At 41.6% G+C, this 14,090-nt stretch carries 15 protein-coding genes; 12 read left to right on the top strand and 3 right to left on the bottom strand.

Features of this window, described 5'->3' with window-relative positions; all coding sequences use genetic code 11:
- The first annotated feature begins 19 nt into the window (after positions 1-19).
- From NH454_RS14440 to NH454_RS14390, 11 genes are all read left to right on the top strand, one after another.
- The gene (locus NH454_RS14440; protein ID WP_135922906.1) at positions 20-1,009 is read left to right on the top strand and encodes a COX15/CtaA family protein; all 990 of its coding nucleotides are present in this window, start codon (positions 20-22) and stop codon (positions 1,007-1,009) included.
- 9 nt (positions 1,010-1,018) lie between these two features.
- Complete coding sequence (gene cyoE, locus NH454_RS14435; RefSeq protein WP_253039420.1) at positions 1,019-1,927, top strand: heme o synthase; 909 nt, start codon at positions 1,019-1,021, stop codon at positions 1,925-1,927.
- Positions 1,924-2,541 carry an SCO family protein gene (locus tag NH454_RS14430; protein ID WP_235382588.1) on the top strand — a complete coding sequence of 206 codons (618 nt, stop codon included), beginning with the start codon at positions 1,924-1,926 and terminating at the stop codon, positions 2,539-2,541. The genes cyoE and NH454_RS14430 overlap by 4 nt, the downstream gene beginning before the upstream one ends.
- A gap of 168 nt (positions 2,542-2,709) precedes the next feature.
- On the top strand, positions 2,710-2,982 hold the full coding sequence (locus NH454_RS14425; RefSeq protein WP_135922903.1) for an STAS domain-containing protein: 273 nt from the start codon (positions 2,710-2,712) through the stop codon (positions 2,980-2,982).
- A gap of 9 nt (positions 2,983-2,991) precedes the next feature.
- Positions 2,992-3,354 (top strand): response regulator, encoded by a 363-nt coding sequence (locus NH454_RS14420; protein ID WP_135922902.1) that lies wholly within the window; start codon positions 2,992-2,994, stop codon positions 3,352-3,354.
- A gap of 15 nt (positions 3,355-3,369) precedes the next feature.
- A complete protein-coding gene (locus NH454_RS14415; RefSeq protein ID WP_235382587.1) occupies positions 3,370-5,448 on the top strand; it encodes a chemotaxis protein CheA in 2,079 nt (692 codons plus the stop codon).
- On the top strand, positions 5,445-5,930 hold the full coding sequence (locus tag NH454_RS14410; protein WP_135922900.1) for a chemotaxis protein CheW: 486 nt from the start codon (positions 5,445-5,447) through the stop codon (positions 5,928-5,930). The genes NH454_RS14415 and NH454_RS14410 overlap by 4 nt, the downstream gene beginning before the upstream one ends.
- A gap of 29 nt (positions 5,931-5,959) precedes the next feature.
- Positions 5,960-8,287, top strand: a complete 2,328-nt coding sequence (locus NH454_RS14405; RefSeq protein ID WP_253039419.1) for a methyl-accepting chemotaxis protein — start codon at positions 5,960-5,962, stop codon at positions 8,285-8,287.
- A gap of 65 nt (positions 8,288-8,352) precedes the next feature.
- On the top strand, positions 8,353-9,171 hold the full coding sequence (locus NH454_RS14400) for a protein-glutamate O-methyltransferase CheR (RefSeq protein WP_062564789.1): 819 nt from the start codon (positions 8,353-8,355) through the stop codon (positions 9,169-9,171).
- Entirely contained in the window at positions 9,168-9,785 is a 618-nt protein-coding gene (cheD, locus tag NH454_RS14395; protein ID WP_063702436.1) for a chemoreceptor glutamine deamidase CheD, read from the top strand. The genes NH454_RS14400 and cheD overlap by 4 nt, the downstream gene beginning before the upstream one ends.
- An 8-nt stretch (positions 9,786-9,793) precedes the next feature.
- A complete protein-coding gene (locus tag NH454_RS14390; RefSeq protein WP_175083005.1) occupies positions 9,794-10,828 on the top strand; it encodes a chemotaxis response regulator protein-glutamate methylesterase in 1,035 nt (344 codons plus the stop codon).
- On the opposite strand, the gene NH454_RS14385 is transcribed toward NH454_RS14390, so the two are convergent.
- Positions 10,815-11,846, bottom strand: coding sequence for a polysaccharide deacetylase family protein (locus NH454_RS14385; RefSeq protein ID WP_253039418.1), 1,032 nt, complete (start codon positions 11,844-11,846; stop codon positions 10,815-10,817). The two genes, NH454_RS14390 and NH454_RS14385, sit on opposite strands and share 14 nt — an antisense overlap.
- Between NH454_RS14385 and dinF the strand changes: the two genes are divergently transcribed.
- On the top strand, positions 11,823-13,157 hold the full coding sequence (dinF, locus tag NH454_RS14380; RefSeq protein WP_175083004.1) for an MATE family efflux transporter DinF: 1,335 nt from the start codon (positions 11,823-11,825) through the stop codon (positions 13,155-13,157). The two genes, NH454_RS14385 and dinF, sit on opposite strands and share 24 nt — an antisense overlap.
- Before the next feature lies 1 nt (position 13,158).
- Here dinF and NH454_RS14375 read toward each other — a convergent pair whose 3' ends face one another.
- Positions 13,159-13,428 carry a hypothetical protein gene (locus NH454_RS14375; RefSeq protein ID WP_054554438.1) on the bottom strand — a complete coding sequence of 90 codons (270 nt, stop codon included), beginning with the start codon at positions 13,426-13,428 and terminating at the stop codon, positions 13,159-13,161.
- Between the two features lie 14 nt (positions 13,429-13,442).
- A complete protein-coding gene (gene nfuA / locus NH454_RS14370) occupies positions 13,443-14,018 on the bottom strand; it encodes a Fe-S biogenesis protein NfuA (RefSeq protein ID WP_054554437.1) in 576 nt (191 codons plus the stop codon).
- Positions 14,019-14,090 lie beyond the last annotated feature (72 nt).

Below are 14,090 nucleotides of genomic sequence, written 5' to 3'. Positions count from 1 at the left end.
CCTCATTAAGGGGATAAAGATGTATAAAAATTATAAATATTTAGTCTTAATTACGGTTTTCTTTTCTATTTTGGTTGTTGGGCTCGGTGCTTATACACGGCTTAGTGATGCAGGGCTTGGTTGTCCTGATTGGCCAGGGTGCTATGGGTTTTTGACTGTACCAAAACATGAAACTGCTCTGTTACATGTTGAACAAAACTACCCTGATATGATGTTTGAGGCAGCAAAAGCCTGGAAAGAGATGATCCATCGCTATTTTGCTGGTGCCCTTGGTCTACTGATTCTAGCTTTGTTTGTTTTTGCATGGTTAAAACGTCAATATCCAAATACGCCAGTTAAACTGCCATTAGCGCTATTACTGCTGGTGATTTTCCAGGCTGCATTAGGCATGTGGACAGTCACCATGAATTTACAACCCTTGGTCGTAATGGGGCATTTGCTAGGCGGCTTTAGTATTCTATCCTTGCTTTTTCTTCTTTATTTACGGCTAACAACAAAGCCGATTGCAGGAGGTGATGCAGGAGCAAGACCATATTATCGCTTAGCGCTTGTTGGTTTAGTGGTTTTGGTTTTACAAATCGCATTAGGCGGTTGGTTGGCTGCAAACTATGCAGCTCCTCATTGTAATGGCTTACCTTTATGTAGCTACGGACAACCGTTTTCGTTAAAGAGTGTGTTTCAGCTTCCACTTGAACATAGCACTTACGAGTATGGTGTGCTGTCACAACAGGCTCGTATGTCGATTCACTTACTGCATCGCATTTGGGCGTTAGTCACTTGTGTGGTGCTAGCGCTTATTATGTGGCGTATATATTCACAGAGTTTTTCCAGAAAAATTAAGCATTGTACAGTAACAGTATTAGTCGCCTTATTGTGCCAAATCTGTCTCGGCCTTGCTGTTGTGCATTGGCACTTTCCATTAAGTGTAGCGCTTGCTCATAACCTGATGGCTGCACTGTTATTGTTGAGCATGGTACGTCTGTGCTTTCATTTAAAAGCAAGAACTTAGGAGGCTATTATGGCGATATTATTAAGCACAGAGAAGTCGTTAATCAGTCAATCAACAGAGCGATTGAAGGATTATCTTGCCATTAGTAAGTTTAAAGTTGTTGCTATGCTCGTTTTAACTGCATGGGTCGGTTTAGCGCTTGCGCCTGATGTGGGGCGAGGGTTGTTTGTTCAATTAGCCAGTTTGCTTGGAATTGGCCTGTTATCTGCGGCAGCAGCGGTGATAAATCATGTTGTAGATAGTGAAATAGATAGCAAAATGGCGCGAACCCGTCATCGCCCTGTTGCTAAAGGACGTTTAAGTAAGCAGCATGCGCTGAGTTTTGCTGCGATAATTGGCTCACTTGGTTTCACTATGCTCATAGTCTGGGCAAATACATTAACTGCCGTGCTAACTTTATTTGCACTGGTTGGTTATGCCTTTATTTATACCTCTTTTTTAAAGCGAGCAACACCGCAGAATATTGTGATTGGTGGCTTAGCTGGCGCGATGCCACCGTTATTGGGCTGGGTGTCTGAAACAGGTCATATGGCAGCAGCGCCTTGGCTGTTGGTAATGATTATTTTTACTTGGACACCGCCGCACTTTTGGGCACTCGCGATTGCTCGAAAAAGCGATTATGAACGGGCAAAAATTCCAATGCTGCCCGTGACTCATGGTATTGAATTTTGTAAAACCTGCGTTGTAGCTTATTCAATATTGTTAGCCTTGGTCTGCGTATTACCATACCTGATTGGAATGTCGGGAGTAATTTACTTACTTGCGGCATGTGCCTTGAATACGGTGTTTATTTACAAAGCGCTGAAACTAAAAATTGCCCCTAAAGATGACACCGCAATGGATTTATTTCGTTTTTCAATTGTCCATTTAATGCTACTCTTCATCGCCTTATTTATTGATAAATGGTTAGTTTTATGATTCGAATAGGCGCTTTTTTGTGTTTGAGTGCGGTATTGTTTTTAACCGGTTGTGGTAAAAGCAACACCGCTCCTGAGGTCGAAGCACTGGTGTATGAGCAAGCAAAGCCGATTAGTCCGTTTTTATTAACCGATCAACATGGTGAGCCCGCTGATAACAGCCAGTTTATGGGACATTGGAATTTAGTCTTTTTAGGCTACACCAGTTGCCCAGATATTTGCCCAATGACATTGGCAAAGTTAACAGCAGTACAAAAGCAGTTAAGCCAAGATTACCAAGTGCAAGTGTGGTTTGTAGCTGTTGATCCAAAGCGCGATACCACTGAAAAACGAAAAGCCTATATTGATTACTTTAACCCTGAGTTTCTTGCTGTATCAGGCCCCCATAAGCAACTTTTCCCCTTTGTTAGGGAGCTTGGCTTAATTTACGCAATTAATGATAGTGATGAGCAGGAATATGCCGTTGACCACAGTGCCTCTGTGGTGATGGTTGATGCAAACGGCGCCGTTCGAGCTATTTTTAAGCCTGAGTTTAAGGCTGGTAGTGTGCCATTAATCAACGCCACGACATTGACTGAAGAGTTCCGAAAAATTGCAGATTATTACGTAAATTGATTTTTTTAATATTTTGTAAAAGTTTGCTCGAAAGAAAAGCTTTATTTTTTGCAATAAATGTCTAAGCTACTAAAAAATTTTACTATTTTTTGATTCAAATTATGGCATTTTCATTAACTAGGACTAAGCTTTTGTTATGAGTTGCTTTGAACGGGGAAAGTATTAAGAATGTTAAAGCTCCCTACAGAATTAGCTATTACTCAGGTCGAGTCATTACATCAAGATTTACTGCATGAATTATCTGCAAACGATGATATCTGTCTTGATATTAGTGAGGTTACTCGGGCTGACACGGCGTCGGTTCAGCTGTTATGTGCGTTACAAAAACATTTACTCTCTGTGCATCATAAAATTATATGGGTGGGCGAGAGCGAGCCATTGCAGCAGGCAATAAATAGTTTGGGTTTAGGCCATTATCTTGTGCTTGAAAATGCCAATTAAGAGGTTTATATGAAAAGAATTTTAGCAGTTGATGATTCAGCATCTATGCGCCAAATGGTTGGCTTTACGCTTAAAAAGGCAGGGTTTGATGTAACGGAAGCAAAAGATGGCAGTGAGGCATTAAGTATTGCCAAACAGCAAGGTTTTGATGCTGTTATTTCCGACGTTAACATGCCGGTAATGGATGGTATTACACTGATTCGCGAGTTACGCAGCTTACCTAACTATAAGTTTACGCCATTGCTAATGCTCACCACTGAGTCAGGTTTAGACAAAAAAACAGAAGGTAAAGCAGCGGGTGCTACTGGGTGGATTGTTAAACCTTTTAACCCAGAGCAATTGTTAGCGGTATTGAAAAAAGTGATTCGCTAACAATAGGAGCGAGGCATGAGTATAGATCTAAGCCAATTTTTTGAAGTGTTCTTCGAAGAAAGCTTTGAAGGACTTGATGCGATGGAAGCTGAGTTATTAAACTTGGTTCCCGGCGAAGAAGATCAGGAAACTATAAATACCATTTTCCGTGCCGCGCATTCAATTAAAGGAGGTAGTGGTACTTTTGGTTTTAGTGCTGTTGCAGATTTTACTCATGTCCTAGAAACTCTGTTAGATCAAATACGTGAAGGTACACGAGACTTAACAGCGGAACATGTTAATTTACTCCTAAAGTCAGTCGATTGTTTACGTGCATTACTCAGAGCCTTACAAGCTGAACAACAACCTGATTTAGCGGAAGCGGATGAACTTCGAATAAAATTTGAAGAAATCCTTGGTATGCGTGCAGCGAGTCAGGCATCGGAACAAGTCGAAGAAACAGTTGCCGAAAGCAGCTTTAATACTTACCAAATCGACTTTAAACCCCATCATCATTTATTCAAAACGGGTAATGAACCTCTTTATATGATCAGCGAGTTAGCTGAACTTGGTGAGCTTGAAACACATGCTTTTCAAGATGGTATTCCCGACATTACTAATTACGCACCAGAAGATTGCTTTTTAGCCTGGCGATTCTTCTTAACCACAGACAAAGAGCAAAGCAGTATTGAAGAAATCTTTGAGTGGGTCGAAGATGATGCCGATATCTCTATTACACTGTGTGGGGGTTTGTTTGGTGCTGAGGTAGAGCCATCATCAGCAAGTGAGCCGGCAAAGGAAACGAACACCAACACAGTTGAACCGATTGCTAAAGCAAGTACTGATGCTAAAAAAGCGGCGCCAGTAAAAACGGCGACCGCAAATGCAGAGTCAACGTCTATACGGGTTGGTATCGACAAAGTTGATTCACTCATCAATATGGTGGGTGAGTTAGTTATCACACAAGCTATGTTAAGCCAGCTTGGTGAGCAGGAGATAACCGAAGCAACGATCGCCTCGTTGCAAGAAGGTTTGGCTCAATTGGCACATAACACACGTGATTTACAAGAAAACGTCATGCGTATTCGCATGTTACCGATTAGTTTTGTATTTAGTCGCTTTCCGCGCTTGGTTCGAGATATCTCACAAAAGCTTGATAAACAGGTTGAATTGAAATTACTTGGTGAACAAACCGAGCTTGATAAAACAGTGATGGAAAAGCTGTCTGATCCTATGGTCCACCTCGTAAGAAACTCTCTTGATCATGGCTTAGAAACCGTAGATAAACGTGTTGCGGCAGGTAAGGATCCTGTTGGTACCGTGACACTTAATGCGTTTCATCAAGGTGGCAATATCGTTATCGAAATTATGGATGATGGACAAGGCCTAAATACTACCAAAATACGTGAAAAAGCGATTAAAAATGGTCTGATCTCAGAATCAGATGATTTATCTGACAATGAAGTTAATGAGCTTATATTTTTACCTGGCTTTTCCACCGCAGATCAAGTGAGTGATTTGTCTGGCCGTGGTGTGGGTATGGATGTTGTACGTCGCAATATTGAAGCACTGAGTGGCTCTGTTGAAGTGTCATCTGCCCCAGGTGTTGGTTCAACCTTCACAATTCGCTTGCCATTGACGTTAGCAATTCTCGATGGGCAATTAGTACGTGTTGCCGAGCACACTTATATTATTCCACTGATTTCGATTATCGAGTCACTGCAAATAGATATCACAAAAGTTAGCCGAGTTGGGAAAGATCTCGACGTATTGCGCTTACGTGATGAATACATTCCTATTTTACGGTTGTACAACATATTTAATCACCAAGGAGCGATTGAAACGTTGGATAAGACCTTGCTGGTGGTTGTAGAAAGCGATAACCAAAAAGTGGGCTTGTTAGTTGATGACTTATTGTCGCAACAACAAGTCGTTATAAAAAGTTTAGAGGCTAATTATCAAAAAGTAGATGGTGTCTCAGGGGCAACAATTTTGGGCGATGGTCGAGTTTCATTAATTGTAGATATTAGTGGCTTAATTAAATTGTCAGGACTGAGAAAACCTGGCAGCCAAGAATTAATCATCGAGTCAAAAGCGAATTTGGAGGCATCATGATAGCACAGCACGATGACCTGCATAACAAGCTTAATTTAGAACAAAATCAAGATGTAAAACAGTTTCTAACTTTCTTTATGGCTGAAGAAGAGTACGGAGTTGATATTTTAACGGTGCAAGAAATTCGCAGTTGGGAAGAGATCACTGTAATCCCTAACTCCCCAGATTTTGTTAAAGGGGTAATCAATTTGCGCGGCACCATAGTGCCTATTATCGATTTGCGACTTCGCTTTGGTATTCCAGCCATTGAGTATGGGCCATTGACTGTTGTTATTGTTTTAAAAGTAAAGTTAGAAAACGCGAGTAAAATTATGGGCATCGTTGTCGATGCTGTTTCGGATGTCTATAGCATTGCTGAGCATGAAGCTAAAGCGGTGCCGCATTTGTCAGACTCAGATAATGCGCAATATGTTGCGGGTTTGGTCAATGTGGGTGAGAAAATGGTTGCGCTATTGGACCTACAAAAAACAATGGACATTTAACTGGGTAGATTAACAAGAAGGTGAAGGGTATGGGTTGGTTTAGCAGTCCTAAAAATGTTGAGTCGAGCAATGATTTAATTGTTACGGCACTAAACAAGTCGCTTGCAGTAATTGAATTTCAGCCGACAGGATCGATTATCACAGCCAATGCTAATTTTTTAAGCGTAATGGGCTATCGACTTGAAGAAATTCAGGGACAACATCATGCTATATTTGTCGCTGATGATGAATCAAAAAGCCCTGAGTACCAGCAGTTTTGGCAGCGCTTACGAAACGGTGAATTTATTTCTGACGAATTCAAACGTTTTGGTAAAGGTGGCAAAGAAATCTGGATTCAAGCCACATATAACCCGATTATTGATGGTAACGGCAATGTCATCAAAGTCATCAAATTTGCAACCGATATCTCCGCACAGAAAGAGTTAGAAAAACAATCGAAACGTGATGCTGATCTGTCTAATGCATTACGAGTATGCCAAGCGAATGTGATGATTGCCGATAACGATCTGAAAATTATATTCGTGAATGAGCAAGTAAAACAAATGCTACAAGCACGCGAGTCGACCTTACAGACAGTGCTGCCAAGCTTTTCAGTGTCTAACTTAATCGGTACATGTGTTGACGATTTTCATAAACAGCCAAGCCATCAACGTGAGTTATTGAAATCATTAAAAGAACCTTATAAAACAACGTTACGTTTGGCTGGTCTTATTTTTAGCCTGATTGCAACGCCTTGGTTAAGTGCATCAGGTAAGCGTTTAGGAACAATTGTTGAATGGCAAGATATCACTGATCGAGTGAATAAAGCCGAAGCTGAAAAACGTGAAGCGGAAGAGAATTTGCGCGTACGTCGCGCACTTGACCGTGTAGCTACTAACACTATGATTGCAGACTCTGGGAATAACATCATTTATATGAACGAGGCCGTTCTTAATATGATGAAAATCGCAGAAAGTGATTTACGGAAAGACTTGCCGAATTTCAACAGCAATAATTTGATTGGTCAAAATATTGATGTATTTCACAAAAATCCGGCACATCAACGCAACATGCTAGCTAAATTAAGCAGTACTTACAGTACGGAAATTCAAGTCGGTGGTCGCACCTTTGGTTTGGTTGCGAACCCTATTTTCACTCCTGAAAATGAGCGTATTGGTACTGTTGTTGAGTGGGAAGATAGAACGGCTGAAGTCGCGATTGAAAAAGAGATTGCGGGTCTTGTTTCTGCTGCAGGTAAAGGTGACTTAGAAGCCCGTGTTGAAGAGACGGGTAAACAAGGCTTCTTCTTACGGTTAGCGCAAGGTTTAAATAGCCTTGTAAGCATTGTTGATGATGCAGTTAAAGATACAGGCAATATGCTGGATGCCATGGCGAATGGTGACTTATCAAAACGTATTGAGCAAGACTACCAAGGTTCATTTGAGAAGCTAAAACGTGATGCAAATGCCACGGCTGATAAGCTTACTGAAGTGATTAATCGCATTAATACCTCAGCAACTCTGGTTGCAAGTGGCGCAGAAGAAATCTCACAAGGTAATGCTGATTTAAGTCAACGAACTGAAGAGCAAGCTTCATCACTTGAAGAAACAGCATCTAGTATGGAAGAGATGACCAGTACGGTTCGCCAAAATGCGGATAACGCAAAAGAAGTGAACGAGCTGGCAGAAGAAACACGCACGAAAGCACAAAAAGGCGGTGAAGTTGTAAACCGTGCTGTAGTGAGTATGTCTGCAATTAACGAATCAAGTAAGAAAATTGCAGATATCATTAGTGTTATTGATGAAATCGCTTTCCAAACAAATTTACTCGCATTGAATGCTGCTGTTGAAGCTGCACGAGCAGGTGAACAAGGCCGAGGTTTCGCGGTTGTTGCTGGTGAGGTTCGTAATTTAGCGCAACGTTCAGCTGCTGCAGCAAAAGAAATCAAAGAATTGATCCGAGACAGTGTTGGCAAAGTTGAGGATGGTACATTACTGGTTAATGAATCGGGTTCAACATTACAAGAAATTGTTACGGCGGTGCAAAGAGTTACAGCAATGATTTCTGATATTGCTCAAGCTTCTGAAGAGCAAAGCTCTGGTATTGAACAAGTTAATAAAGCCATTGCTCAAATGGATGAAATGACTCAGCAAAATGCTGCTTTAGTTGAGCAAGCATCTGCCGCAGGTGAATCAATGGCTGAGCAAGCGAATGATATGAGCCGCTTATTAAACTTCTTCTCGTTATCAAATAACGAGATGGATATTACAAGCCGCGCAAGTTCAGCCCCAGCTCCTAAAACGCCAAGCTCACCTGTGCGTTCAGCGCCAAAAGGCAATAACTTTGTTGACCCTAGTGATGAGTGGGAAGAGTTTTAAAACTCTTCCCAACTAAATTCTAACTAGTTAATTGCATCTAATGTTACAGCTGCAGGGTCAGGCTCATGAAAGAGTTTTTATTAACGGATAGTGATTTTAAAGCTATTTCGTCACAAGTGTACGATGCTTGCGGCATTGTCTTAGCAGAACACAAACGCGAGATGGTTTACTCGCGTTTAGCAAGACGTATTCGCCAACATAAGCTTAAGAACTTTAAAGAATATTTAGACTTTCTTGAAGAGAATAAAGAGCAAGAGTTTAGTGAGTTTATTAATGCCATAACCACTAATCTGACTTCTTTCTTTCGTGAGCCACATCACTTTAGTTATCTAAAAAATACCATAGTCCCCAAACTGCTGATTAGTAATGCTAAACAAAAGCGTGTAAGGGTGTGGTCTGCTGGTTGCTCGACCGGCGAAGAGCCTTATACCATTGCTATGACCTTAAGCGGTTTATTCCCATCTGACTGGGATGTGAAAATCCTAGCTACTGACTTAGACTCAAATGTGCTTGCTAAAGCACAGGCTGGCACCTATACCGCTGCCAATGTGAATGGTTTAGACAAAAGCCAACTTAAGCGCTGGTTTCTAAAAAGCCATGACGGTCAGTTATATAAAGTAAAACCCGAACTACAAAAGAATATTTTCTTTAAACGTCTAAACTTATTACAAAGCTGGCCTATGAAAGGGCCGTTTGATGTTATTTTTTGTCGCAATGTAGTTATCTACTTCGATAAGCCGACGAAAGATACTCTATTTAAACGTTATTACGATTTGTTGACCGATTCAGGTCATTTATTCTTGGGGCATTCCGAAACACTGGGTAAAGACCATAAAGAGTTTAAGAATTTAGGCCAAACTATCTATCAAAAAGGTGGTCTATGAGTAGTCATTTTAAACCTGTACTTCCCGGTTTTGATCACGTTAAGCGGTTTTGGGATGGCAAGCGCCATAAAGTGGTTGCTAAAGTATTACCAGGCGAGTTTTATGTTTCCAAGTCTGATGAGCTAATTACAACGGTGCTAGGCTCATGTATTGCTGCATGCATTTACGATGAAGGATTAGGCATTGGTGGGATGAATCACTTCATGCTGCCAGCAGAAAAAGGCGTTGATCCGAGCAACGCACACAGCCTTAACTGTCGTTATGGCAACTGGGCAATGGAATACTTGATCAATGAAATCCTAAAAAATGGTGCTTCTAGACGCAACCTCAAAGTAAAGCTGTTTGGCGGCGGGAAAATAATCCGTTCAATGACAGATATTGGTGTTGGCAACATTCGTTTTGCAAATGCCTATGTACTTGAAGAGGGTTTGGATTTAGTATCCCATGATGTTGGCGGACCTTGGCCACGTAAGGTGATGTTTGATCCGCAAACAGGCAAGGCTCAGGTCAAAAAAATGCGTGAATTGCACTCTGATAAACTCGAAAAACGTGAAATTAAATACTTACACGATATTGAGCAGCAAGATGCAGAAACGGATATTGAATTATTTTAGGAGAGCATATGATCAAAGTACTCATAGTTGATGATTCTGCTCTGATCCGTGGTTTACTCAAGGAAGTTCTCGAGCAAGCGCAAGACATTCAAGTTGTTGGTGCGGCTGAAGACCCTTATCAAGCCCGAGATTTAATTAAGCGCCTTAATCCCGATGTCTTAACATTAGATATCGAAATGCCGAAAATGGATGGGTTAAGTTTTTTGAAAAACTTGATGCGCCTGCGACCTATGCCAGTGGTAATGATTTCAACATTAACTCAAAAAGGTTCACCCATCACATTGGAAGCCCTTGAAATTGGTGCTGTTGATTTTATTGCTAAGCCAACCATCAATGTTACAGAAAACCTGCAGCGTTATGCCCATTTATTACATCAAAAAGTTCGCACTGCCGCAGGTGCCAGAATACGCGCTTTTAAAGAAACAAAAGTTGAAGACGATAGCTCTTTAACAGCATTGCAATTTAAGGCCAATAGCGTACTAGCCATTGGGGCTTCAACGGGTGGCACCGAGGCAATTAAAGAAGTACTCGTGCGCATGCCAGAAAATTGCCCACCGATTGTAATTACTCAGCATATTCCGCCGGTCTTTAGTACTTCGTTTGCGATGCGCATGGATAGAACGTGCAAAATAAACGTTAAAGAAGCTGAACATGGCGATAAATTACAACCTGGCTGGGCGTATATTGCACCGGGCGATCAGCATTTGAGTGTGGTGAAAAAAGCCGGAGGCCTGTTTTGTCAGCTTGATTCGAGTGAGCTGGTTAATCGCCATCGCCCAGCAGTCGATGTGCTATTTAACTCCCTCGTTGTTGCTTGCCCTAAAGCGACAGTAGCGGCGTTATTGACCGGTATGGGCAGTGATGGCGCGCAAGGCTTATTAGCATTAAATCAAGCAGGAGCCTACACCATAGCGCAAGATGAATTATCGTCTGTGGTATGGGGCATGCCAAAAGCCGCTGTAGAGCTTAATGCGGCTAATGAAGTGGTTCGCCTAGATAAAATCACAGCGCAAATGCTAAAACAAGCGGTTAAGGTACAATAACCCAAGGTTGAGAGAACCAATAATAGCTGCCTTTCTTCGCGATAGAAGGGGCCGTGCAGTTAAAGCGAGAGCGGCCCTTTTTCAGCTTTTCAGGTGATGTGATCTTCACCGTATCTTTACTAAGCCAGGTTAAATCAGCTTGACCAATACCTGATACATAACAAGCAAACTGGCTTTTATGAAAGTCCTGCATATCAAATTGAATGCTTAAACTTGGCGGGTTTTCGTCCGTCACGCTATCTGAATAGCTGAGCTGTTTGATAGTGAATGCTTGAGAGTCGAGTTTAGTGGCAAGCGTATCAAGCTTTGAATAAAAGCCCGATGCCGGAAAGCGTGGTAACCGGGTAAAGTCAGAATGGATACCTACAGCCCCTGAATGCTGACCTATACCAACAAATCCTAGCGATTTTACTAGTTGTTGCAGTGAGTTATTAAACTCGCCATAAGGGTAAGCAAGGTATTTGTAATCATGGCCAATTTCTTCTTTAATGCGCTGCTGGGCAGATAAAATGTCTTCTTTAGTACGTGCAAGCCATACTTCTTCAGTCTCGCCTGGTTGTTTGCGGTGTAAGTAATTATGAACTTGTGTGTGGTTGCTAATTAAGGCGCCTTTTTTCGATAGCTCCTTTAACTGCTGCCACGTCATTACATAGCTTTTGCCTTCATCAATTAGCTCGGGATTTACGAAAATAGTGTACGGATAGTCAAATTTTTCTAAGATGGGCGCAGCTTCTTCATAGTTATTTTTGTAGCCATCATCGAAGGTTATTGCGACGGTTTTATCTGTTAGCGGTTGGCCTGCTTGTAACGAGGTAATGAGTTCATCTAGTGGAATAACGTTGAAGTTATTATCTTTTAAATATTGCATGTGTTCAGTGAATGTTTCGCTGCTGACACTGGTTACCGCAGGAAGGCTTTCACTGACGTGGTGATACTGTAGAATGACTGCGCCATGGGCACGCAAAGATAAACCTAACAGGACTGCAAATACTAAATGAAACATTTTCTTAAACGTCATAAGGCACACCATAAAAGTTTACTGTTATTAGCCGGTCCGATGATTTTATCAAATATTACCGTGCCAATGTTAGGTTTAGTTGATACCGCTGTAATCGGCCACTTAGGAAGCGCTCACTATTTAGCTGGTATTGCGCTCGGTTCAGCAGTTATCTCGTTATTATTTTGGCTAGCAGGCTTTTTGCGCATGAGCACCACAGGATTAGTTGCCCAGGCCTATGGTAAAAGCGATCACACCTTACTTGCTGAGCTATTAAAGCGCAGCTTGTTACTAGCAACAGCGGTAGCGCTGTTATTAATAGCGCTGAGTATACCTATTCAATCCTTAATGGCATATTTATCAAATGCGAATGAAGCTGTTTTAGAACAAGCAAATAGCTATTTTTCGATTCGTATTTTTAGTGCACCCGCTGCTTTGTGTAACTTGGTTTTACTTGGTTGGATGCTAGGTGTTCATTATGGTCGAGGGCCGTTTTATTTATTACTTATCACCAATATAACCAATATTGTGCTTGATATTTATTTTGTGGTGTTTCTTGATTGGGGTGTGGCTGGAGCTGCGTGGGCGTCTTTAATCGCTGATTATATCGCCCTTGCTTATGCACTTATGTTAGTTGCACAACTAGCTAAAAAACAAGGTGTTAACCTTGCTGTGAAAGCCTGGTTAAGTGTTGCTAAGTTACTTGATTTAGTAAGCTTAAATCGCGATATTTTTATTCGCTCATTAGCACTCCAGCTATGTTTTAGCTTTATGACTTTTTATGGCGCACGTATCGGCGAAACAACCTTAGCGGCTAATGCCGTGTTACTAAACTTTTTAATGTTGGTGAGCTTTGCGCTTGATGGTATTGCTTATGCAAGTGAGGCAAAGGTCGGTAAAGCGAAAGGTGAGCACAGCGCTAAGCAGATTAAGTTATGGGTTAATTTGAGCTTGTTTTGGGGCGGGTTATTTGCGTTGTTTTATAGCCTTATATTTTTATTATTTGGTGAGGCAATTATTCGCTTACTCACCGATGTGCCCGAAGTTATCAGCCTTGCAACGGTTTACCTTCCTTGGGTGATTATATTGCCTATCGCGGCGATGGGCTGCTTCTTATTTGATGGTGTATTTGTCGGTTTAACCCGTGCTAAAGACATGCGTAATACTATGCTATTTAGTGCTCTAGTGGGCTTTTTTGGACTGTTTTGGGTAGTGAGTAGCTGGCAAAATCATGGTTTGTGGTTTGCGATGACCAGCTTTATGCTAATGCGCGGGTTAACGTTGTGGTTTCGCTACCGTAAAATTGTCAATAATCAGCAATTATTAGATTAAATTACTTCCACAAATCAGGGTCGTGATTTTTGGGTGAAGAGCGCTCTAAAACTTGCGCAAAGCGGTTGGCAAAAATACCTAAGTAGCCCCAACCAGCAAAGAATAAAGCCACAGCTAGTATGACTAGGCCAATTAATTGAAATAGTGCGGGTCCATAGTAACCTATGGCAATAAAAATCACGGCTAGCACAAACAGTGCTAGGCCGCGAAGAAAGCGTTTTAAGCTTAACTTGGGGTCGCTGCCTAAGCGAAATACCCATTTTTTAAGCATGCTTAATATACCGGTTAGTAGTAAGAGTGCTCACCAGATTGGTGATCAGTAATGTCTCTTACACCGTTGATTTCGTCAAACTTGGCGATCATTTCTTTCTCGATGCCTTCTTTAAGTGTGACGTCAATCATTGAACAACCGTTACAGCCACCGCCAAATTGCAGTACCGCGATACCGTCAGCAGTAATTTCTACTAGGCTTACTTGACCGCCGTGGTTAGCGAGCTGAGGATTAACTTCGGTTTCAAGCATGTGTTGAACACGCTCTTGTAGTGATGCATCATCGCTAAGTTTACGTGCTTTCGCATTTGGTGCTTTAAGCGTTAACTGAGTACCCATTTTGTCAGTTACAAAATCGATTTCAGCTTCTTCTAAGAAAGGGGCGCTTTCTGCATCAACAACGGCATCAAAACCATTGAATGGTAGACGAATATCAGTCGCTTCAACGGCGTCTTCTGGGCAGTAAGAAACACCACACTCAGCCTGCGAAGTACCTGGGTTTACTACAAACACACGAATGTTTGTTTGTTCAGCTTGGTCTGCTAAAAGTTTAGCAAAATGAGATTGTGCAGATTCAGAAATAGAGATCATAAAACGGACTATACTTGACTAAATTACTCGGATACTGTGTATCATACTCCGCTCATCGTGTTGTCGCCAGTG

This window comes from Pseudoalteromonas sp. Ps84H-4 (genome assembly GCF_024124645.1).
Taxonomy (GTDB): domain Bacteria; phylum Pseudomonadota; class Gammaproteobacteria; order Enterobacterales; family Alteromonadaceae; genus Pseudoalteromonas; species Pseudoalteromonas lipolytica_C.
The sequence above is the reverse complement of the archived record's forward strand: the minus strand, read 5'-3'. Positions and strand labels throughout refer to the sequence as shown.